This is a genomic window from Serratia sp. LACPHL-BACT-2024-00286 (assembly GCF_043109535.1).
GTDB classification, from domain to species: Bacteria; Pseudomonadota; Gammaproteobacteria; order Enterobacterales; family Enterobacteriaceae; genus Serratia; species Serratia sarumanii.
Genome location: NZ_JBICNA010000003.1, coordinates 1 through 20,784, shown reverse-complemented (window position 1 = coordinate 20,784; position 20,784 = coordinate 1). Strand labels below are relative to the sequence as shown.

Sequence of the window (20,784 nt, the reverse complement as noted above, 5' to 3'; positions counted from 1 at the left end):
AAAAGATTATTTATCTATTACGCAGTTGTAATCATTGTGGGTAAGTAACAGCCAATTATGGCCGTCGTCTTTTGAAATTAAACGCCAGCGTTTATTTACACGAAAGGTCAGGTATTTTTTGCCATAGGTTCTTTTGGGGAATAATCGACCGGCACGGAACTGTTTTAATTTTTCCAGCGCCTTCGCAGTAATCCACAAAGGCGCATTATTCAGGTTGATGCTCATTGATCTTCACCACTCGCAACCTGGGGGTGTTGCTGACGGTATTCGTTGAGAATGGTGTTGATTTCTTCTCGGGTTCCAGGAAGGAGCAGTAGAACGTCACCCTCTTCACGAACCATTGGCGCAGCATCATAGAGCAGTTCACAGAGTCGGCGGGCGCGGGTAGCGTTGAATTGCGGCTGGGCGACGCTCTTAGTGATTTTTTTCTTGCCGGACTCTTCGGCCTTTTTCATCAACCGCGCGGCTTCACGGTCGGCATATACGCCATGCTCGCGGTTAATTTGAATAGCCAGGGCATAGTTAATTGAACCAGCGCGCACCAGGCTCTTGATGTAGGGGCTGCATTCCTGCAATTGCAGGTGCTGGAGGATATCGGACTCGGAGCGTTTAACTTTCTTTGCGATCTCCGCGTTAGTCCAGCCCTGATTTACCAGCCGTTGATAGGCCGCGCCACGTTCGATAGGGGTAAGTGCCAGACCTTGCGAACTGGTGACCATGAAGGCGATTTTATCGGCCTCAGTACCTACAAAGTCCTTACACTCAAGACGCGCCACCTCATGCCCGGCTTCACTTGCCAACAGCGCACCGTGGAAGCGGTGGTGACCGTCGATAACCTTCACGCCTTGCTCAGTCACTTCAACTGCCAGCGGTGGTATATATTCCCCCGCAATAAACGCATCCCTAAACTCTTCAACGTGCGCCTGATTTAATTCGCGAACGTTATAGCCATCTTCAGCATAAATTTCACTGAGTGGAACCAGAAACGTTTTGCGGGTAGTGATATCTGAACCGATGCTTTCTTTTGCAGAATAACGCTGACTTAAAGTTGCCATAATTATCTTCCATTCTGAGGGGGTGAAAATGCTTCACTATGCGCCACACACGGTGGCGCATAAGACTGCACATTACTGATGGTTAAATGCGGCCTTCAAATACAGGCACGTCCGGCAGTTGGTTTTGCAGGTCGACCATGATTTCGTTGTAGGCATGCTCAATGATTTTTTTCGGGTCAATCAGTTCATACCAAAGAATCAGCTTGCCTTCGCGGAGACGGTAGCGAATACGAGCATCAATTTGATATGGGGTGCCGTTATGGAACGGTGAGATTGCCAGCGAAATCTTCTCAGGCAGTTTCGTGTTGCCACCGCCGGTTTTTTCGTTGCTGAAAGCCATCTGATATGTGCCGTCGGTCAAACGGGTAACTGCTTTAAACTCAGACGTGCGCGTTTCCTGGAATGCCAGCACCATTTCCAGAAGGGCAGTGCCAGAGGTAGGGTTAGAGTCAGATGCAGGGGCAATACATTTAATGTACTGCTCGATGAACTCTGCAAACGTTACCTGATCCATTTTTTCAGCATCGCATTTACTGAATGCCTTCCATTCATCAGAAAGCGGGCAGTCATACGTTACATAATGAGTGTTTTTGAAGGGCGTTTTACTGTCCAGGTGGTAGTCAATAAATGCACGGAAACGGGTGTTTTCAGTGTCGGCAAAAATAACACTGCGCTCATCTTTGAAGCGAGAGACATACCCGATGAACGAGGATGGCGAGATAACGACTACATGCTGTTTTACCTGCTGTTCATCGACCATGAAGTTTTCCAGCGACTCCAAAGAGTAGCCGCGAGGCACAACAGCATAGGGAACATCGGTTTTAATTAAGCTGTTTGCTACTGCCAACTCGGCAATATGCTTTACAGACTCGTTATTGTTGGTGATTTCCATTTTATTTCCTTCTGGATAAGTAGGTTTAATTATTGGTTAGCCGTTTTGCGTCAACTTAATCGGCGCAACAGATGGCGAGGTGTCAATAACACGCAAATCCATTTGCACTTGAGATGGATCATCACGCATTAAATCGCCATCGGCGGTTGAGAACATAATTGTGTCAGCCCGATCCAGTTCAGGAATGGATTTCTTGACGTTCGGGGTGATTTTCATCGTGTTTTCGTCGCGGCTGTTCAACATCTGGCAATTCAGCGTCAAAGTAACAGCGCCTTTCTTGCCGGTTTCGCGAACCATTTTAATAACCTCGGCCAGAGCTTCGGTAAGCTCCTGGTCTAAGGTGCCTTTGTTGATATAAGCCAGCTGCTGGCTAAAGGGAGTACATTTGCTTTCAGACATACTATTTCTCCTCGTCACATACAGAGAAGAACTCGGGCCGGGTGACGCCCTCCACGGTTAAATGGATGCCTGAATTCTTCTCTCTATGAAAAAGGGCGGCTCGCCTACGAACATTATCTTCATCCTCCTTTGGGTTGGTTGAAGCTCGGCGGCCGCCAAAGACTACACACAGCAAAGATTTAGAGCGGGTGGCCTTTCTGGCAGAGGATTTTGCGCAGACGTGCAAAGAAGGTGAGGCGAACGGCCTGCACGGATGGGACAACGCGCATACCGTCTACAACGATTGTGTTAGCATTGTGGTTGATCATGTTGAATCTCCGTTCTACTGGTCATGCCCCGGCAAAGATTGGCGTCTGCAGCCGGGGCTATTTATTTCAGAAGTACCAGCGCGCCAGGCGGTTCAGGTAGCTGGTAACATCGCAATTACCGAATTTTCGGATAGCAACGCGGCGGAAGGATCGGAATTCCCGACGTGCTTTACGGCGCTCACGCTTTGTTAAGATGATCTGCATGGCGAGTCCTGCTGTTGCGCCACGAATGGCGCGATAGAGTTAGAAATACCAGCGGGCGTAGCTATTCAGCAGGCTGGCTTTATTGCAATGGCCATAAGCTTTGAATGCTCGGCGACGCTGTGAGCGCAATTCCCGGCGTGCTCGGCGGCGAATGCGGTTAGTCAAAACAATTTTGCGCATAGAAAGTCCTGCTATTGCGCCCCGTAGGGCGCGGTGGGTGTTAGCTGGCCAGCCACTCGTCATAGGTTTTCAGCGGCTTTCCGGTCATGAATTCATTTCCTTTACCGTCGTCAGCGCAGGCAAGGTAAATCTGATATTCGCTGTCATTGTCGCCGCGTGCTTTAGTCTGCCAATTCGCGTTTTGTTCGAGTTGCATCGTGTAACCCCCGCCGTTTTAGTAGGTTAATTTGCGAACCAGAGGCGCTGCCGTTGAACCGCCGCTCATTTGCACGCGAACACGGCTTACTGACGGCTTGGCGCGCTCTTCACCGGTGTAGCTATTGAATGTGCATGGCCCCAGTACCAGGCGGGGGATGCCGCGAAGAATCACGGTTTCACCGGCTTTTGGATGTTTGCGATATGCCTTGCGGCGTTGTGCTGCGTTCATCGTGTAACCCTCTGCTGTAGTGGTTTTATGCCTACCGCCCCACACTGGCAGCGGCAGGGTAAATCCACTTCTTCCCTAAAGAACGTTACCGGTCGATCCCTCTCGGGGCCGGGGAGTGATTGCATCGCTCACCCCGTGGCGTGTTGCCTGTGTGGCTTCCTGCCGTTCCCGTAACGTTTGCGGCGGTGTTTTGCTGGTGGCGTTCCGGGTTGATAGGGGGAGTATACGAATTGTATTTTTATCTTGCAATACGAAATGTATACACAAAATGCAGATGTATACGTATCGTAGTGATTTTTATTGAAAAATTATTTGTGCAGAATTCGCCCTAGAGGGAGGAAGAGGGGTTTCTTTGAGGGAGGGAATCAGGAATTAAGAGAAAGCCCAGCATTGTGCCGGGCGTTGATTAAACCAAACGCATCATGGTTTGGATTGCAACTCCGATAATCTTGCAGTTGCCGTTGATCTCTTTCATCGGCCATGCAGGGTTCAGACCTTTAAGGTATTTTTGCCCGCCGTCGATGATGAGTTTTTTGAATGTGGCTTCATTGGCGTCAACCATCTTGGCTATAACAAGGCTACCATTGACGGCCTCACGACCCGTATCTATTAGGACTAATGTCCCTTCAGGGATACTGATCCCTGTTGGCGCTGTCATAGAGTCGCCATCGACACGTAGCCAGAACGCCTTACCGAAAACTTTTGCATCAGACTCGAACCATTCATCGATCTCATCGACGGTATACGGCTCCATTGCCTCAGCCCAAGCTCCTGCTTGAACCCAACTGATCAGCGGATACTCCCTGCCTTTTTTATAAGGCCCAGCAAATTTAACGTTTGAGGTTTCGGTGTGGTGCGAAGCTGGCTGAGAATTGCCAGGGTTAACAACAAAATCTTTCAAACCAATAAAATTCATTATGTTGGCGATGATTTCTATCCCCGGCTCCCTTCTGCCGTTTAGCCAGTGACTGACGGCACCTTTGGTAACCCCAAGGTGCTCTGCGAGTTGCTCTTGGCCAATGCGCGATTCCTTCATTTTGGCCTTGGCTGCTTCATACCATTTCATATTCATTCCTGAATTATACGGTTTGTATAGCCACTATCGAGAGACAATTTGTATACTTCACTTGCGATCAATAAATACGATATGTATACTTTGTCGAAATAGGAGGCACCATGAACAACATACAAGTGATTCGCAAGCGCCTGGGAATTACGCAGTCAGAGCTGGCTCAACTTGCTGGATGCACGCCGGGTGCAATAGGCCATTACGAGGCCGGACGACGGAGCATGGATATACAAACTTGCCGCAGTTTCGTGGCGATTTTTAACAAGCTTGGCGAGCCTGTTGGGTTGGATGATGTTTTCCCGCCAACAAACCACCGTGAAACAAGCCCATCAATTTGATGGGGAAAGTATCACGCAATTTTAAAGCCTTAGTAACCACAGCTCGAGGATTACAACTGTGTCACAGCAAAAAGCGCCGGACTGGCAGGCAGAAAAACAGCCTGAATGGGTGGTCAGTGTCGCCCGCAAAATCATCACTGGTCTGCCTGGTGGCTACGCTGAGGCTGCACAGTGGCTGGGGGTTACGGAAGACGCGTTGTTTAACCGTCTTCGCCCAAACAGCAACCAAATTTTCCCGATCGGCTGGTTCATGGTTTTACAGCGGGCTGGTGGCAATACCCACTTTGCCGACGCTGTATCCCGCCAGTCTCGCAGCGTGAATGTGCCTCTGCCCGAAGTTGAAGACATCGATCGAGACGACATCAACGCCAAGCTGATGGAAGCGATTGAGTACATCGGCAAGCACTCCGAACTTGTCCGCAAATTTACCGAAGACGGCGAGATAGACGCCGACGAGCGTAACGCGCTGGACGCCAATTCCTACCGCCTGATCGCGACATTCCAGGAGCACATCCTGTTGCTCTATAGCGTGTTCTGCCCGGCGGAAGTCACCCCAACCCACAACACAGCGAAGTGGCGCGCTCCTATGTCATAGGGACTGCTGTATTTCACAACCGGAGGGTAAGCGTATGCAGCCTGCATCGTTTGTTCGAACCGCCATGCCTGCGGTGTATTGCCGCGAGGATGCCGCATGGATTCAAGACCAGCTCGGTAAGTTACCGCACGGGCAGCGCGGGAAGATTGCGCACGCCTACGAGGAGGCTTACCGCACAGCGTTTGACGCCGAGGAGGTTTCTTACCGGCAGGAGAACGCAGGCCGCAAAGCGGCTAATACGCGCCTGCGGCTGTACGTCGAGCGGTATTCACGGGCAGGCCAGGGCATGACAACCGCGCCACCGCTGGTGGGGCAAAGCAGGGTAGCGGCATGAATTTTTTAGCCGGTGTTTTTTTAAACGGGGGAGAGGGGAAGGGTAAGAGGGGGGAAAGGGGGGTGATCGGGTTGGGGTGTGGGGGAAGGAACGGGCTTTACCAGAGAGAAGATCTTTAAGGGATCGAGTGTTTAAAAACGCCAAACGGACATTTAGACGGCTAGACGATTAAACGAGGAGATAACGATGACGCTTACAATCCAGCCACGCGAAAAACAGATAGTTGCACTGAACATGCTGCGCGCGGCGTGGAAGCAATACGCCTCGTTCATGATGTACGCCCCGGTCGGGTTCGGCAAAACCGCAATTGCGGCGCTGATCGCCAGCGGGTTCATCAGCCGCAACATGCGCATAATGTTTGTGGCCCCGTATACCGTACTGCTCGACCAAACCGCAACGCGTTTTATTGAGTACGGGTTGCCAGCTGAGGAAATCGGCTACATCTGGCGCGACCATCCAGCCTATGACCCAAGCCGCCTTATTCAAATCGCATCAGCCGACACGCTTATCCGCCGCGACTTCCCCGACAACATCGATCTGCTGATCATCGACGAAGCACACCTGAAGCGCAAAAAAATGCTGGAATTCATCGACGAGCTGACCGCTAAAGGCGTGAAAGTGATCGGGTTGTCCGGTACTCCGTTTTCGGCCTGGCTGGGGACGTATTACCAGAAGCTGATCAAGCCGACGACGATGAAAGAGCTGATCGCTATCGGCGCGCTGAGCAAATACGAATTTTATGCCCCATCGCACCCAGACCTGAGCGACGTTAAGACGTCAGAGCAGGCAGGCTATGGCCGCGACTACAACGAAACGCAATCGGCAGAGGTAATGAGCGACCCCACGCTAGTGGGCGACATCGTTAAGAACTGGCTGGAGAACGGGGAAGACCGCCCGACGATCTGTTTTTGCGTCAATGTGGCCCACGCAAATTACGTGACCGTTGAATTTAGCAAAGCGGGTGTGACTGTTGAAGTGATGACGGCGGCGACGCCACACGAAGACCGCCAGATGACGATCCGCCGGTTTGAGCAGGGCATCACGAAGATAATCATCAACGTCGGCGTGCTGGTGGCCGGTTTTGATAGCGATGTCCGCTGCATCATCTTCGCGCGTCCGACCAAATCGGAAATGCGTTGGATTCAGATTCTTGGCCGTGGCCTGCGACCTGCGCCTGGTAAAGATCACTGCCTCATCTTCGATCACACAGGCACCGTGCATAAGCTCGGTTATCCCGACGATATCGAATATGACTACCTGCCCGCCAGTTCTGACGGGATGGAGAAAACGCCCGCACGCGTGGTTAAGACTGACCAGCCTGAGCGCCTGCCGAAAGAATGCACCCAATGCCACTACGTTAAGCCGGTCGGCGTCTACATCTGTCCGAAATGCGGCTTCAAGCCGATCGCTGGCGAGGACGTAGAAACCGACAAATCACGTGGCCTAAAAAAAGTGAAGCAAGCCAAGGAGGTTGTCACCAAAGAAGTGAAACAAGCCTGGTGGAGTCAAATCATCTACTACCAACGCATGCGCGCCGCCCAGGGCAAACCGGTAAGTGACGGCTGGTGCTCGCATGTCTACCGCAAAAAATTCGGGGTATGGCCGCAAGGGCTGTATCACGCACCGATGGCCATCACACCAGTGGTGAGCAATTTCATCAAATCAACGCAGATCGCCTACGCAAAATCTAAGCAAAACGAAGGGAAAGCCGCATGAATACCAGACAGGCAGCTATCGGCCATTGGCCGAGAATATTCGAGTTTTACGGCCTACCCCCGGTAACCGGTAAGCGTCACTTTAAGGGGGAATGCCCGCTGTGTGGACGGAAAGGCAAATATCGTTGCGACGACAAGAACGGCACCGGCTCCTACATTTGCGCATGCGGCGCAGGTGACGGCTGGGCGCTCCTGACCGGTTCAACTGGCAAGGATTTTAAAACGCTGGCCGCAGAGGTCGATAAGCTGCTGGGCCGCGTCTATTCGCCGGAAGAGGGTTATCAAGCTGGTGGCCCTTCATCTGGCATAGCCTCGCAACGCCAGCGCGTGAGCTGCAAGTTTGCTTCGCTGACCAGCCTGAAAGGCACCGGCGCAGACCGTTACCTGAAGCTGCGCGGCATCACCAGTCTGCCACAAGACAACGTGCGCTACTGCGACCGGCAGCGCGCAGCGGGTGGCGAATACCAATCCATCTATGCGCTGGCAACCGACGACAAAGGCGAGCTGTGCTATCTGCACCGCACCCTCCTTGACGGCGATAAGAAAGCCACCGTAGCTGGCGCGCCGAAAAAAATGATGAAGCTGCAAGAGGACAGCTATCTGGAGCATGCCAGCTCGGTCGCTATCCGTATGTTCCCGCCGTCCACCACGCTGGGCATCGCTGAGGGAATCGAAACCGCGCTGTCCTGCCATCAAATCACGCAATGCAACACCTGGGCGACGCTGAACACCACCTTCATGAAGAAGTTCCGCGTACCGCGTGGAGTGCAACGCCTGATCATCTTTGCCGACGCAGACAAGAACGCATCCGGCCACGCTGCGGCGTTTGAGTGCGCCCGCGCCAATCTGCTGGCAAAGAACGATCTGCAACAAGTCTCAGTGCGCTGGCCGAAATCCGGCGACTTTAACGATCTGCTGCTTAACGGCTCAGAGGTCTACGAGTGGGTATTCCACCGCGAGGAAAACAATGAAAAAACCAACTAAGCCGAAGCAGTACAAGGCGAAAAAGTGCGCCCAATGCGGTGAAACGTTCACGCCGGTGAAGTACCTGCAAAAGGTCTGTGGCCCGCTCTGCGCTATCGCATACCAGCGTGACGCACGTAATCGCCAGGCGGAAAGGGAACGCAAGGACAAGCTGAAAATTCGCAAACTGGCCGTTAAGCCGCTGCGCTACTTCATCAACCAGGCGCAGACCGAATTTAACGCCTACATCCGCGAGCGCGACGCCGACGAGCCATGCATCAGCTGTGGACGCTACCACACCGGCCAATACCACGCCGGGCATTACCGCACCGTCGGGAGTCATCCGGAGCTGCGCTTTGATGAAGATAACTGCCACAAGCAGTGCTCGGTCTGTAACAACTTCAAATCCGCGAACCTGAGCGAGTACCGCCCTAACCTGATAGCAAAAATCGGGCAGGCACGTTTTGACCAGTTAATGGGGCCACCACCGAAAGTCGGCAAGCTGGGCCGCAGTGACTATGAGCGCATCCGCGACACGTATAAAGCCAAACGCAAAGCATTGAAGCAGGAGAAGGCAGCATGATGACCCCAAAACAGAAACGAGAAATTAAACACAACGCATGGGCGACTGTTGCCGGTGTTCCTCGCAAGAAATACCTGGGTAAGTACCAGAGCCTGACCCGACTGCAAACACTGTGGATCACTTCGCTGCTGAACGCCTGGGGCGATATGTACGGCGGTAACACCGATGGGAAGTTGAAGTGCAGCGGCGGCAGCGGTGTATGGGGGCAAATCATGCCTGAGCAGTGGGATGACGAAAGCGCGGCGCGAATTGTGAAGGTGCTGGGCGACTTGCGCAAACTTGGGTATCGCGGGGAGGAGCAGTTGAAGAAGGCGACCACAATTCTTTGGCCGCACCGATCGCTTGAGTCGATGCTGGTGGCTGCTGACGCTGGCGAGGAATGTGACTTCATGGAAAAAGCGGTGCTGGCGTCGATGAAGCACGATAACCCGGTCTACATCATCGGCAAGCTGTTCTACACGGGCCGGAACAATACGGTCTCGGTGCTGGGGCGCTATATGCAAAATCATTACGCGCCCTGGCTGACCCGCGATCAGGTTGATGACCGGGTGCGCTGGTGCATTGAGATATTCAATTCTGCGGTGTTCGTCGCCGTTCGTGCGGCTATCTGCATCGAAAATGAAGAAAAGTGCAAAAATAACTTGAAAATAGCCAAAGAAACTGCATAATACAGGTATGCTTTCGCGAAGCTGTACCATCAAGCGATGCAACAAAATGACCCGCCTACGAGCGGGTTTTTGTCGTTCTGACAATAGCGGATGTTTTTTTGCTGCATAGGGTTGCGTTACGCGACATTTTGTCGCATTATAATGGCGATACCGACATACAACCCCTATCTAGTGAGAGGCACCAATGGCAACCAGCATCCGACTCGACGACGATTTTGTCAGTGATGTTAAGGTTTATGCTGATGCTTCTAGTCGAAGCATTCCGAAGCAGATTGAGCACTGGGCGAGAATTGGCCGCATAGCCGAAGATAACCCTGACTTGCCATTCAGCTTCATTAGCGAAGCCTTGCTTGCACAAAGCGAAGTCAAGAACCACAAGGTAACCCGCTATGTCAGAAGGACAGAACGAAAAAGAGGTTGATGTTTATCAGACGCGCCGTTTCGAAAAGGCTCTGGATAAACTCCCTGAAAAGTTGCAAGAAATCGTTGAAGATGCAATCGACGCAATAATTGCAAACCCTGAAATCGGCGAACAGAAGAAAGGTGATTTGTCATTTCTTCGAGTCCATAAATTTCAGATGAATAACCGTCTAACCCTTCTGGGTTACACTTGGATAGAAGACAAACTTGAGCTTTACCTCTTGAGCGTAGGGCCACATGAAAACTTCTACCAAGACCAAAAGACTCACCGAAAAGCAGATTTAAAGCTTATCGGATGACGACTTCAAAGCCTCGGATAACCTCCGGGGCTTTTTTATTTCCAGATTAATGTTTGTGAAGTGGGCGGCGGAGAGGGTGAGGTAACACCCCGTCCGCCAGGTGCTCATGTCAATGGTCACAAGCGAACCTTTGCCCGTGCTGCGAACAGCAGGACGAGCGTATCAACTAAGGGCGCTTATGATTTCAGAAACACGTCTTATCAACGCTGACACAACAGCGTTTATCAAAACCCTGCCGGACAACTCCGTAGACCTGATTGCAACCGACCCGCCTTACTTCCGGGTTAAATCTTGCGATTGGGATAACCAGTGGAAGAACGAGGCCGAGTATCTCGCCTGGCTTGATGCGTTGCTGGTGGAATTCTGGCGGGTGCTGAAACCGAACGGTAGCCTTTACATGTTCTGCGGTAGCCGGTTGGCGTCCGATACTGAGCTGCTGGTGCGTCAACGTTTCGACGTACTGAGCCATATCGTGTGGGCTAAACCTTCAGGGGCTTGGAAGCGACAGCACAAAGAAGGGCTACGGGCTTTTTTCCCATCGACTGAGCGGATCATTTTCGCCGGTCACTATGCCGGGCCTCTACAACCGAAGGTAGACGGATTCGCCGCGAAGTGTGGAGAGCTGAAGCAAAACGTCTTTAAGCCGCTGATTGATTATTTCAGAACGGCCCGGCAATCCCTCGGCGTGTCAGCGAAGGAAATCAACGCGGCAACAAAAACGCAGATGTGCAGCCACTGGTTCTCAGAGAGCCAATGGCAATTGCCAAGCGAAAAGCAGTATCAGGCGCTTCAGGCGTTATTTGACCGCATCGCAAAAGAGCGGCAGCAGGCTGGTGGATTGAATCGGCCCCATCATGAGCTGGTGCGGGAATACCGGACGCTTAACCGCGAATATTTGGAATTGTGCCAGGAATACCGATCGCTCCGCCGTCCCTTCACGGTAACAGCAGCAGTTCCCTACACTGACGTTTGGCACTATCCGCCGGTTGCCTTCTACCCTGGCAAGCACCCCTGCGAAAAGCCCGCCGTAATGATGGAACACATCATCAACGCCAGTAGCCGCCCCGGTGACGTGGTGGCCGATTTCTTCATGGGTTCTGGCTCAACTATCAAGGCAGCTATCAAGCTAGGCCGTATCGGTCTGGGTGTAGAGCTGGAGTCTGAACGGTTCGAACAAACACAACGGGAGATATTCCCGGACGACTGAGCGACCCCGGCATCTGCTGGGGTTTTTTGTTTCTACCACCCGATGATCGGGGAATGCCCCGACAGGGGGAGGATATGAAGATGCCCTGGAAGAATGAACCCAACATCCTATCAATGCTGATTGCGTTCGGCATGACCCTGCTGGGTGCCATTGCGAGCTACTCATTCAAGGTACTGAACGGCGAGGTGTTCAGCTGGCGAACGCTATTACTGCAGCTTTTCGTCTCCATCTTCGCAGGCTTAACGATGGTTTTGATCGCTCTGCATTATGAATGGCCATCTGAAGTTATGGGCGGTGTAGCAGGCATGGCGGGATGGTCGGGTGCATCGTTGATTAAGGCGCTGGAGCGTCGTTTCCTCAACAAAGCAGGCGATAGCAATGAATATAAGTAAAAACGGCATTGAGCTGATCAAACGGTTCGAGGGCTTGGAGCTGGAAGCGTATCAAGACTCTGTAGGCGTCTGGACTATCGGCTACGGCTGGACGCAAGCGGTAGACGGTAAAAAGATTGCGCCCGGCATGAAGATCGATCAGGCCACTGCCGACCGGTTGTTGAAATGCGGCGTTGTGCAGTATGAGCAGGGTGTTAATCAGCTCGTGAAGGTGCGCATCACTCAGGGGCAGTTCGACGCGCTGGTGAGCTTTGCCTACAACCTCGGCCTTCGTTCACTGAGTACATCCACGCTGCTTCGGAAGTTGAACAACGGGGATACGCAAGGGGCTGCTGACGAATTCGGACGATGGGTTAATGCTGGTGGCAAGCGGCTGGATGGTCTTGTCACGCGGCGAGCGGCAGAACGTCGGATGTTCCTATCATGAGCTGGCGGTGGGACGTAATTATCAAGGCGTGGCCTCTGCTGGTGGCGCTTCTGGCCGCAGTGCTGGTGCTCTACACGCTTTCTCTGCGCGATGACCTGGATAAGTCCAAAAGGGATAACGGCGCGTTGGTGGAAAAGCTGGACACCAAAGACGCGGCGCTGGTGGCGATGAAACAGGCTTCCGACGCTGACAGGCAAGCGAGCGCCGTGCAGTTGGAAAAAGAGCGGAAACTGAGGGGAAAGGCTGATGCAGAAAACAAAGCGTTGCGCGAGGCTCTGGACGCGAGCGGCTGTAGCAACAAGCCTCTGCCTAGTGCTGCTCTCAACATCCTGCGCGGACAGGCCAAAGCCGCAGAGCACGCAGATGATTTACGTCCTGCCGCCAGCGGTGCTGCTGCAACAGTGCGATGACGCGCCGTTCACCGGCACGACGTTCGGTGATGCAGTGACAGCGCTGCACGCCAAACAAGGCGAAATGAAGGTGTGCGCCTCACGCATGGAGGCGTTAATCAAGTGGGCGCAGAGCGCCGGGAGAGAGCAATGAGCAAGCAGTTTTACGAGCGCCGCAAGCGCTATCTCGAAGAGAAGCGCCGCCGCATGGAAGAGATGGAGGTCAGCAAGATTGTGCTGACTCAAGAGCAAATCAAAGAGCTGGCCCGGTTTGCAGCTGAAGACGGTCAGCCGTCATACACCATTACGCATGGACTTATTGATGCGTTCGAGGCGGATGATGGTAAGCACGTGCCGGAGTACAGCGGCCTGATCGCCTACTCGGAGTCGGAAGAGCACGGCGTTCTGCAGTTGGCCTAATTTATAAAATTCTGCAAAAGGCATTAATTTAGTGCCTTTGACAGAATTAACGCACTGAATTCTCGCGTGGTGTTCAACTACATCGCCGGGATTATATCCAACGAACCAGCAGGAAGTTCTATATGAGCGAAGCTAAACCGCAAGATGGCAGTACCGTGAAGGGATACCGCAAGTTGGCCGCCGACGATATCTCGCAGATGAATGACTTGAAAGACATCAGTCGTAATTTTTGCGAGCAACTCGATCTCGAACGCACACATCTCTCGCTGGAGACGGTAGAGGCTGGCTCCCCGGAGAATGACAGTCGCATGGAGGCAATGCGCTGTCTGGCTATCGCCCGCACCAAGATGCAGGAAGCCTGCATGTGGGCCTGCCGTGCAGTGGCCCGACCTGACGCAGATTGCTAACACCATCGGCATTACAGGTGGCATCCAGTGAATGCCACCTGTAGTGTTATTAATAATTTTTTAACTAAAAGTTATTATTAATATTATTCATAAAAAGTTGGGCACAGGGACAATATTTCATCCAGGTGACTCTTATCCAATTTATTTACGTCATGCCCGGCTTTTTTTAGAACTTCAAGAGCAGAAGTCAACTTGAGGTATTTGCCCGCATTTTCCTCATGCGAGTTCTTATCGATCTCTTGTTGTTCAGCGTATAAGCCTAGCGTACCAAGCATTGAGGTCACGCTTAAATATTCCGATTCATTGTTACCATCGTAACCTGGGAACTGAATCGCGTGTTCATGAGTTTTAATATTGTGCTTGTTTTTTAGCTCGTTTGATTCGTCAGATGTAAGTTTACGAAGTGAATTGCTTAAGTTGCGATATGCAGATAATGCTGCATCAACTCTTTTCTGAACGTCTTTTGATACATCCTCTGCAGACAACAGCATGGGGTATTTGCGTTCAATAGCCCAGACATTGCCACTAATCACAGCTTCACGAACTATGGAAGAATCAATCTCTCCATTCACCTCTAAATGATCAAATAGGTCGCACATCATGAGCAAGGTTAGTTTTTCTGTGGGGGTCATATCATGTCCTTTTGTGTGATTTTAAATGTACTTGGCCCATAGGATATGGGGTTATTAATTAATAAAACAATAGTGGAAATAGATATATGGGAATTTCATCACAGAGCAGCTTTTTGAGGCTTCTGCGTGATGAACTACACCGAAATCAATCAACCAGCTTCAGCGGGCTGGTGGCCTTTTATCTGGGGAATGAACATGAGTAACAAGAAACCCTACGGCAGCAAGTGGCAAGCCGAACGGCTTGTGTTCCTGCGGGAGAATCCTCTGTGTGCCATGTGTCAGCAGATGGGGCGCATCGAACCAGCAACGGTGGTGGATCACATCGTGCCGCACCGCATGAAAGAAGCGAAGACGCCCGAGGAAATGAAGAAGGCTCAGCACCTTTTCTGGAGCCGCAAGAACTGGCAGGGCTTATGTAAGCCACACCACGACTCCACAAAGCAACGTATGGAGAAGACCGGCAAGGTAATAGGGTGCTCGCCCGACGGCCTGCCGCTTGACCCTACGTCGCACTGGAATAAATGATATTGATTCCTATTTGAATGTGATTTAGTTGCAAATGAAATCATTTGTATTTAAATGATAACGATTATCATCCGGCGGGGGGAGGGGCGGGGTAAGAGTTCACCCCTCTCGCCCTTAAAGACCGCCGCTAGTCATTTGTGCGCACAACCGCGAAATGAAAAGTTTTTTTCTGGGAGGTTCCGATGGCAGGACGACGCCCGAAACCGTCCCACCTCAAGGTGGTCACCGGCAATCCGGGCAAACGTAAACTTAATGATAAAGAGCCGCAACCGGCGAGAGAAATTCCCAGCCCACCTTCGCACCTGACGGACTGGGGGAAAACGGCCTGGGGAAAAATGACTGTGCTGCTGGACGGCATGGGCGTTCTGACCGTTGCCGATACTTTTGCGCTTGAGCGGCTCTGCGATATTTACGCCGACATATTGCAACTGCGCAACACGATCGCCGACGAGGGGCGAACTTATACAGTCCAAACGGAGGGGGGCTTTTTGATTAAGGCTAACCCAGCGGTTGCCATGCTGGCAGACGCCGATCGCCGATTCAAAAGTTATTTGGTGGAGTTTGGTCTGACGCCTGCCGCCAGATCAAAGGTGAAAGTAAATGGTGGAGAGAAAGAAGAAGACCCGCTCGCCGAATTCTTCGGCACCTGATCCAGCCACGCAATATGCGATGGACGTTACCGAAGGGCGAATTATTGCCGGGCCTGATATCCGAAACGCCTGCAAACGTCACCTTAATGATTTAGCCGAAGGTGAAAGCCGGGGGCTGTATTGGGATGTTGATGCTGTTGGCCGCGTGGTTGACTTCTTTGCCAAGGTGCTGAAGTTGAACGGCGGCGAACATGAAGGTGCGCCTTTCGTCCTTCTTGGATGGCAGGCATTTGTTGTTGGTTCACTGTTTGGCTGGAAAAAAGCAAACGGCACGCGTCGATTCAGAACGGCATATATCGAATCAGGCAAAGGTTCCGGCAAGTCGCCATTATCCGCGGGGATTGGCCTCTACTGCCTCGTAGCGGACAAAGAACCGCGTGCTGAAGTTTATGCAGCAGCCACGAAAAAAGACCAGGCGATGATCTTGTTTCGCGATGCGGTGGCGATGGTGAATCAGTCTCCGGCGCTGGCCCAACGTATCGATCCCTCCGGCGGCGCCGGTAAAGAATGGAACCTGGCATTTTTGCAAACGGGTTCTTTCTTCCGTCCGATCAGTTCTGATGATGGGCAATCAGGGCCGCGTCCTCACTGTTGCCTCATTGATGAGGTGCATGAGCACAAAGATAACAAAGTGGTTGAGATGATGCGCGCCGGGACAAAAGGCCGCAGGCAAGCGCTAATCTTCATGATCACAAACAGCGGTCACGATAAAACCAGCGTTTGCTACGAGTACCACCAGTACGGCAAACAACTCGCCGCCGGTCAGAAAGTTAACGATGCCTTCTTTGCGTTCATCTGCTCTTTGGATGAGGGTGACGATCCTTTCAAGGATGAGTCCTGCTGGGCAAAAGCCAACCCCTCAATGGGGCATACGTTCCAACCTGAATATTTACGCGAGCAGGTGGAAGATGCGCGGGGCATGCCTTCGAAAGAAAGCCTGGTCAGACGCCTTAACTTCTGTGAATGGGTAGATGCTGAAAACCCGTGGATCGGTGGCGATATCTGGATGGCATGTGAAAAAACCTTCGATATCGAGAGCCTTAAAGGGGAAGAGTGTTTTGGCGGTCTGGACTTGTCCGGCAAGCGCGACCTGACAGCGCTGGGGCTATATTTCCCGCGCATTAAGACGGCGCTGGTGGAGTTTTGGACGCCGCGCGACACGCTGCACGACAGGGCCAGAAATGACCGCGTTCCGTATGATTCCTGGGTGCGTGAAAAGTACCTGCACGCGCCAAAGGGCAGCGCTATCGATTACGGCTTCGTTTCTAAACGAATCGCCGAGCTGGCGGCACTCTTTGATATTCGGTCGATCGCTTTCGACCGTTATCACATGGATTATCTCGAGCCTGAATTGCTGGATGAAGGGGTGACCGTTCCGTTGGTTCCTCATGGGCAAGGCTTCGGCAAATCGGCGGAGTCGGGCTTGTGGATGCCGCATTCAATCGAGCTGCTCGAGCAACTCATCACCGAGAAAGAAATCACAATCCTGTTTAATCCTTGTCTGCGCTGGAACGCGGCCAACGCGGTTATTGAAGAAGATAAAAGCGGTAACCGGGTATTCAGCAAACGGCGCAGTAATGGCCGCATAGATGGCGTAGTAGGGCTGGCGATGGCCGTCGGTGCTGCTGACGGCGTTGTTGAGGATGACGGCGATATTGATGGCTTTTTCGATGATCCGATCATGGTAGGTATCTGATGGGCAAAAACAAGCAACCTGGGCGCGTTAAAAGCGCCCTTTTAAATTGGCTGGGTGTTCCTATCAGTCTCACTACCGGGACATTCTGGCAAGAATGGTTCGGCACCAGCAGCAGCGGCAAGGTGGTCACTGCCGACAAGGCTATGCAGCTCTCTGCTGTATGGGCGTGCATTCGGTTACTCAGCGAATCGGTTTCCACTTTACCAATGAAAGTATATCGTCGTGAGGCGGATGGTTCTCGTAAGCTGGCGCAGGATCACCCGGCATACCAGGTGTTGTGCCGCCGTCCGAACCTCGAAATGACGCCGTCCCGATTCATGTTGATGGTGGTGGCCAGCATCTGTTTGCGAGGAAATGCCTTCATTGAGAAAAAAATGATTGGCAGAAAGCTGGTGGCGCTTAATCCGCTGTTGCCTCAAAACATGGTGGTTAAACGTCTGGATACCGGGCAGTTGCAGTACACCTACACCGAGGACGGCAAAAAGCGTGTGATACCGGTAGACCGGATGATGCACATTCGCGGCTTTGGTCTGGATGGTGTCTGCGGCATGATGCCGCTGAGTTCGGGCCGTGACGTGTTTGGGGCGGCGATGGCTGTTGATGAGTCGGCAGCAAAAATCTTTGAAAACGGTCTGCAAACGTCAGGATACATCAGTTCGAAAGTTGCGCTGAATAAAGAGCAGCGAGAGCGTCTGCGCCAATACTTAGCTGCATTCGCCGGTTCAAAAAACGCCGGTAAAATGATGGTTCTGGAGGGGGATTTATCGTACCAGAATGTCACGATGAATCCTGAAGATGCGCAGATGCTGGAGAGCCGAGCATTTAGCATTGAGGAAATCTGTCGCTGGTTCCGGGTGCCGCCTTTCATGGTGGGGCATGTGACGAAGCAAAGTAGCTGGGCATCGAGTGTTGAAGGGATGAACCTGATTTTCCTGACCAACACGCTACGCCCACTGTTGGTGAACATCGAGCAAGAAATCTCACGTTGCCTGCTCGATAGCGATGAAGATTACTTTGCAGAGTTCTCGGTGGAAGGTTTGTTGCGTGCCGACAGTGTTGGCCGCGCGGCGTACTACACCACCGCTCTGCAGAATGGCTGGATGAGTCGCAACGATGTTCGCCGACTTGAAAACCTGCCGCCAATTCCAGGCGGTGAAATCTATACCGTGCAGCTTAACCTGACCCCGCTTGAGGACTTGAAACAGAACAACCTCGGCGCTCAGGCTGTCACTATCACCCGGCTGCACAATTATCTTTTCCCCGATATTCCTGAAGACCAGTCACCGCTGAAAAAAGCGGCGTAGGAGCATTCCCCCATGACAAAAAAACGACTTCCGGTCGCACCGGCGGGGCGTCCCTGCGCGGGCGTTACCTGTGAGCCGCTGCCTTCGGCGCTAGAAAGATGGAATGGCGGTCTAAAGGCCGCTGCCTCTGACGACAATTCTATCTCGGTGTTCGACGTTATCGGCCAGGATTACTGGGGAGAAGGCGTTACAGCGAAACGGATCGCCGGTGCGCTGCGCTCAATGAATGGCGCTGACGTTACCGTAAACATTAACTCGCCGGGCGGGGACATGTTTGAGGGGCTGGCGATTTACAACCTGCTGCGAGAGTACCAGGGCAAAGTAACCGTAAAAGTGTTGGGGCTGGCTGCAAGCGCAGCCTCAATCATTGCGATGGCCGGTGACGAGATTCAAATTGGCCGCGGTGCTTTCCTGATGATCCATAACTGCTGGGTAGTGGCGATCGGTAATCGCCATGACTTTGCTGCAATGGTGGAGTACCTCGAACCTTTCGATAACGCAATGGCGGATATTTACTCTGCCCGCTCCGGTCTCGATAGCGACACCGTCAAGCAGTTGATGGACGGCGAAAGCTACATCGGCGGCAGTGATGCCATCGAGAAAGGGCTGGCCGATAGTCTGTTGTCATCCGATGCGGTAAGCAGTGATGAGGACTCACCGGCGGCAGCATTGCGCAAGCTGGATTCCATACTGGCCAAGGCTAATACCCCTCGGTCAGAACGCCGAAAACTGTTGAAAGCCTTAACAGGTAGCACGCCGAGCGCTGTTACCGATCCGACAGGTACGCCGAGCGCTACCGAACCATCCCCTGAAATCCTTGCCAAGCTGAACGCCGCGTTAAGCGGGCTGTGCGCGGCGTGCTAATTATTTGGAGAAATTATGTCTGAAGTTAACGAGATTCTGAAAAAAGTCACCGCATCTATCGAAGATGCAACCAGCAAATTTAACGCCAAGGCCGAGGACGCCCTGAAAGAGGCGAAAAAATCAGGCGAGTTGTCCGCAGAGACTAAGGACGCCGTAGATAAAATGGCGACCGAACTGAACGCCATGAAGGCAGCAGAGAAAACGCTGAAGGCCGCGCTGGGGGATCTGGAGCAGCACGTGGCACAAATGCCATTGAACCGCGCGGCTGAAGTGGTTCAATCGGTCGGGCAGCAGGTGATTTCGGCAGAAGCGCTGAAAGACTTTGCCTCCGGTATTCAGGCCTCTCAGCGGCTGAGCATTCCGGTTAACGCGACGCTGATCTCTACCGATGTTCCTGGGCAGATCGTGGCCCCGCAACGCCTGCCGGGTATTGATACCGCGCCGAAACAACGCCTGTTTATTCGTGACCTGATCGCACCAGGCACCACCGGCTCCAACACGATTTATTGGGTGCAACAAACCGGCTTCACCAACAAGGCTGCTGCCGTGCCTGAAAACACGCCTAAGCCGTACAGCGATATCCAGTTTGCTGAAAAAATCACGCCGGTTCGCACGTTGGCGCATCTGTTCAAAGCCTCCAAGCAGATTTTGGATGACTTTTCGCAGCTGCAATCGACCGTTGATGCAGAAATGCGTTACGGCCTGAAGTATGTCGAAGAGCAGGAAATTCTGTTCGGTGACGGCACTGGCGCACACCTGGAAGGCATCATGCCGCAGGCGTCGAAGTATAAGGCGGCGTTTGAAGTCGCTATGCAAAACGGCATTGACGATCTGCGCTTAGCAATGTTGCAGGCACAACTGGCACGTTTCCCTGCCACCGGCCATGTGTTGCACTTCATCGACTGGGCCAAGATTGAGCTGATCAAGGACTCGCTGGGCCGCTATATCCTCGCCAATCCAGCCGCGCTAACCGGCCCGACTCTCTGGGGCTTGCCTGTTGTCGCGACGGAGTCAGCGGCGTTCCTGGGTAAATTCCTGACCGGTGCCTTCAGCGCGGGTGCACAGCTCTTTGACCGTGAAGAGGCAAACGTGGTGATCAGTACCGAGAACGCCGACGACTTCGAGAAGAACATGATCTCGATTCGTTGCGAAGAGCGTGTGGCGCTGGCGGTCAAACGACCTGAAGCGTTTGTTACCGGTGCCTTCACCGTGCCAACCCCACCAACCGGCGGTTAATTATCCGCAACGCATAGCGGCCTTAGGGCCGCTTTCAAGGAGATACCCATGAAAGTTAAAGCACTTGTACCGATCTTGTTCGGTAGCCGGGTGGTGAATGACGGCGAGTTGTTCGAAACGCAGGAGCTTCACGGGCGCGAGCTGATCAAAAAAGGCTATGCCGAGCAGGTGAGTGATTACAATCCT

General features: G+C 52.7%; 31 protein-coding genes. 23 read left to right on the top strand and 8 right to left on the bottom strand.

The genetic code is table 11. The annotated features are described in order from the left end of the window. Positions 1-6: 6 nt before the first annotated feature. The 4 genes from ACF8MC_RS09850 to ACF8MC_RS09835 form a co-directional block, all read right to left on the bottom strand. Positions 7-225, bottom strand: coding sequence for a hypothetical protein (locus ACF8MC_RS09850; protein WP_085337737.1), 219 nt, complete (start codon positions 223-225; stop codon positions 7-9). Next, positions 222-1,055, bottom strand: a complete 834-nt coding sequence (locus tag ACF8MC_RS09845) for a DNA-binding protein (RefSeq protein WP_060437564.1) — start codon at positions 1,053-1,055, stop codon at positions 222-224. Before ACF8MC_RS09845 ends, ACF8MC_RS09850 begins: the two co-directional genes overlap by 4 nt. Positions 1,056-1,137: 82 nt before the next feature. Then, complete coding sequence (locus ACF8MC_RS09840; protein ID WP_164033981.1) at positions 1,138-1,947, bottom strand: DUF2303 family protein; 810 nt, start codon at positions 1,945-1,947, stop codon at positions 1,138-1,140. 36 nt (positions 1,948-1,983) lie between these two features. Next, positions 1,984-2,346 (bottom strand): hypothetical protein, encoded by a 363-nt coding sequence (locus tag ACF8MC_RS09835; protein ID WP_049269881.1) that lies wholly within the window; start codon positions 2,344-2,346, stop codon positions 1,984-1,986. 188 nt (positions 2,347-2,534) lie between these two features. On the opposite strand from ACF8MC_RS09835, the gene ACF8MC_RS09830 reads away from it, so the two are divergent. Then, positions 2,535-2,846 (top strand): hypothetical protein, encoded by a 312-nt coding sequence (locus ACF8MC_RS09830; protein WP_164033980.1) that lies wholly within the window; start codon positions 2,535-2,537, stop codon positions 2,844-2,846. A 232-nt stretch (positions 2,847-3,078) separates the two neighbouring features. On the opposite strand, the gene ACF8MC_RS09825 is transcribed toward ACF8MC_RS09830, so the two are convergent. From ACF8MC_RS09825 to ACF8MC_RS09815, 3 genes are all read right to left on the bottom strand, one after another. Next, complete coding sequence (locus ACF8MC_RS09825; protein ID WP_166729840.1) at positions 3,079-3,234, bottom strand: hypothetical protein; 156 nt, start codon at positions 3,232-3,234, stop codon at positions 3,079-3,081. Between the two features lie 18 nt (positions 3,235-3,252). Next, a complete protein-coding gene (locus ACF8MC_RS09820) occupies positions 3,253-3,465 on the bottom strand; it encodes a hypothetical protein (RefSeq protein ID WP_164033979.1) in 213 nt (70 codons plus the stop codon). 406 nt (positions 3,466-3,871) lie between these two features. After that, on the bottom strand, positions 3,872-4,537 hold the full coding sequence (locus tag ACF8MC_RS09815) for a LexA family transcriptional regulator (RefSeq protein ID WP_033653816.1): 666 nt from the start codon (positions 4,535-4,537) through the stop codon (positions 3,872-3,874). A 104-nt stretch (positions 4,538-4,641) separates the two neighbouring features. Here ACF8MC_RS09815 and ACF8MC_RS09810 point away from each other — a divergent pair, with 104 nt between their 5' ends. The 16 genes from ACF8MC_RS09810 (at position 4,642) to ACF8MC_RS09735 (ending at position 13,691) form a co-directional block, all read left to right on the top strand. Beyond that, positions 4,642-4,872, top strand: coding sequence for a helix-turn-helix transcriptional regulator (locus ACF8MC_RS09810; RefSeq protein ID WP_072008241.1), 231 nt, complete (start codon positions 4,642-4,644; stop codon positions 4,870-4,872). A gap of 58 nt (positions 4,873-4,930) precedes the next feature. Continuing rightward, the gene (locus ACF8MC_RS09805) at positions 4,931-5,467 is read left to right on the top strand and encodes a YmfL family putative regulatory protein (RefSeq protein ID WP_164033978.1); all 537 of its coding nucleotides are present in this window, start codon (positions 4,931-4,933) and stop codon (positions 5,465-5,467) included. Between the two features lie 34 nt (positions 5,468-5,501). Continuing rightward, positions 5,502-5,801 (top strand): hypothetical protein, encoded by a 300-nt coding sequence (locus ACF8MC_RS09800; protein ID WP_060418600.1) that lies wholly within the window; start codon positions 5,502-5,504, stop codon positions 5,799-5,801. Positions 5,802-5,987: 186 nt separating this feature from the next. Beyond that, positions 5,988-7,517 carry a DEAD/DEAH box helicase gene (locus tag ACF8MC_RS09795; RefSeq protein WP_164034081.1) on the top strand — a complete coding sequence of 510 codons (1,530 nt, stop codon included), beginning with the start codon at positions 5,988-5,990 and terminating at the stop codon, positions 7,515-7,517. Next, positions 7,514-8,500, top strand: coding sequence for a toprim domain-containing protein (locus ACF8MC_RS09790; RefSeq protein WP_108681534.1), 987 nt, complete (start codon positions 7,514-7,516; stop codon positions 8,498-8,500). Before ACF8MC_RS09795 ends, ACF8MC_RS09790 begins: the two co-directional genes overlap by 4 nt. Continuing rightward, positions 8,484-9,062, top strand: coding sequence for a recombination protein NinG (locus tag ACF8MC_RS09785; RefSeq protein WP_164034079.1), 579 nt, complete (start codon positions 8,484-8,486; stop codon positions 9,060-9,062). Before ACF8MC_RS09790 ends, ACF8MC_RS09785 begins: the two co-directional genes overlap by 17 nt. Further along, positions 9,059-9,730, top strand: coding sequence for a hypothetical protein (locus ACF8MC_RS09780; protein WP_164034077.1), 672 nt, complete (start codon positions 9,059-9,061; stop codon positions 9,728-9,730). The genes ACF8MC_RS09785 and ACF8MC_RS09780 overlap by 4 nt, the downstream gene beginning before the upstream one ends. A gap of 184 nt (positions 9,731-9,914) precedes the next feature. Further along, complete coding sequence (locus tag ACF8MC_RS09775; protein WP_072022517.1) at positions 9,915-10,151, top strand: ParD-like family protein; 237 nt, start codon at positions 9,915-9,917, stop codon at positions 10,149-10,151. Next, on the top strand, positions 10,120-10,449 hold the full coding sequence (locus tag ACF8MC_RS09770) for a type II toxin-antitoxin system RelE/ParE family toxin (protein WP_047574366.1): 330 nt from the start codon (positions 10,120-10,122) through the stop codon (positions 10,447-10,449). The genes ACF8MC_RS09775 and ACF8MC_RS09770 overlap by 32 nt, the downstream gene beginning before the upstream one ends. A 178-nt stretch (positions 10,450-10,627) precedes the next feature. Continuing rightward, entirely contained in the window at positions 10,628-11,656 is a 1,029-nt protein-coding gene (locus ACF8MC_RS09765) for a site-specific DNA-methyltransferase (RefSeq protein WP_164034084.1), read from the top strand. 74 nt (positions 11,657-11,730) lie between these two features. Next, positions 11,731-12,048 carry a phage holin family protein gene (locus ACF8MC_RS09760; protein ID WP_070913786.1) on the top strand — a complete coding sequence of 106 codons (318 nt, stop codon included), beginning with the start codon at positions 11,731-11,733 and terminating at the stop codon, positions 12,046-12,048. After that, a complete protein-coding gene (locus ACF8MC_RS09755) occupies positions 12,035-12,475 on the top strand; it encodes a lysozyme (RefSeq protein WP_164034075.1) in 441 nt (146 codons plus the stop codon). Before ACF8MC_RS09760 ends, ACF8MC_RS09755 begins: the two co-directional genes overlap by 14 nt. Continuing rightward, on the top strand, positions 12,472-12,885 hold the full coding sequence (locus tag ACF8MC_RS09750) for a hypothetical protein (protein ID WP_164034074.1): 414 nt from the start codon (positions 12,472-12,474) through the stop codon (positions 12,883-12,885). The genes ACF8MC_RS09755 and ACF8MC_RS09750 overlap by 4 nt, the downstream gene beginning before the upstream one ends. After that, positions 12,839-13,018: a hypothetical protein gene (locus ACF8MC_RS09745; protein ID WP_074181246.1), complete on the top strand. Its 180-nt coding sequence runs from the start codon at positions 12,839-12,841 to the stop codon at positions 13,016-13,018. The genes ACF8MC_RS09750 and ACF8MC_RS09745 overlap by 47 nt, the downstream gene beginning before the upstream one ends. A gap of 62 nt (positions 13,019-13,080) precedes the next feature. Then, complete coding sequence (locus ACF8MC_RS09740) at positions 13,081-13,284, top strand: hypothetical protein (RefSeq protein ID WP_110621455.1); 204 nt, start codon at positions 13,081-13,083, stop codon at positions 13,282-13,284. Positions 13,285-13,406: 122 nt separating this feature from the next. Continuing rightward, the gene (locus tag ACF8MC_RS09735) at positions 13,407-13,691 is read left to right on the top strand and encodes a hypothetical protein (RefSeq protein ID WP_164034072.1); all 285 of its coding nucleotides are present in this window, start codon (positions 13,407-13,409) and stop codon (positions 13,689-13,691) included. An 83-nt stretch (positions 13,692-13,774) separates the two neighbouring features. Here the strand turns inward: ACF8MC_RS09735 and ACF8MC_RS09730 are convergent, their stop codons facing one another. Continuing rightward, entirely contained in the window at positions 13,775-14,323 is a 549-nt protein-coding gene (locus ACF8MC_RS09730; RefSeq protein WP_147824157.1) for a YfbU family protein, read from the bottom strand. A 189-nt stretch (positions 14,324-14,512) separates the two neighbouring features. Between ACF8MC_RS09730 and ACF8MC_RS09725 the strand changes: the two genes are divergently transcribed. The 6 genes from ACF8MC_RS09725 (at position 14,513) to ACF8MC_RS09700 (ending at position 20,598) form a co-directional block, all read left to right on the top strand. Then, complete coding sequence (locus tag ACF8MC_RS09725; RefSeq protein WP_164034082.1) at positions 14,513-14,848, top strand: HNH endonuclease; 336 nt, start codon at positions 14,513-14,515, stop codon at positions 14,846-14,848. A 182-nt stretch (positions 14,849-15,030) separates the two neighbouring features. Further along, positions 15,031-15,498: a phage terminase small subunit P27 family gene (locus ACF8MC_RS09720; protein ID WP_047574388.1), complete on the top strand. Its 468-nt coding sequence runs from the start codon at positions 15,031-15,033 to the stop codon at positions 15,496-15,498. After that, positions 15,449-17,194 (top strand): terminase large subunit, encoded by a 1,746-nt coding sequence (locus ACF8MC_RS09715; protein ID WP_106046320.1) that lies wholly within the window; start codon positions 15,449-15,451, stop codon positions 17,192-17,194. Before ACF8MC_RS09720 ends, ACF8MC_RS09715 begins: the two co-directional genes overlap by 50 nt. Then, the gene (locus tag ACF8MC_RS09710) at positions 17,194-18,498 is read left to right on the top strand and encodes a phage portal protein (RefSeq protein ID WP_049301604.1); all 1,305 of its coding nucleotides are present in this window, start codon (positions 17,194-17,196) and stop codon (positions 18,496-18,498) included. Before ACF8MC_RS09715 ends, ACF8MC_RS09710 begins: the two co-directional genes overlap by 1 nt. Positions 18,499-18,510: 12 nt before the next feature. Continuing rightward, positions 18,511-19,362: a head maturation protease, ClpP-related gene (locus ACF8MC_RS09705; protein ID WP_033655091.1), complete on the top strand. Its 852-nt coding sequence runs from the start codon at positions 18,511-18,513 to the stop codon at positions 19,360-19,362. A 15-nt stretch (positions 19,363-19,377) separates the two neighbouring features. Further along, positions 19,378-20,598, top strand: coding sequence for a phage major capsid protein (locus tag ACF8MC_RS09700; RefSeq protein ID WP_314236420.1), 1,221 nt, complete (start codon positions 19,378-19,380; stop codon positions 20,596-20,598). The last annotated feature ends 186 nt before the right edge of the window (positions 20,599-20,784 follow it).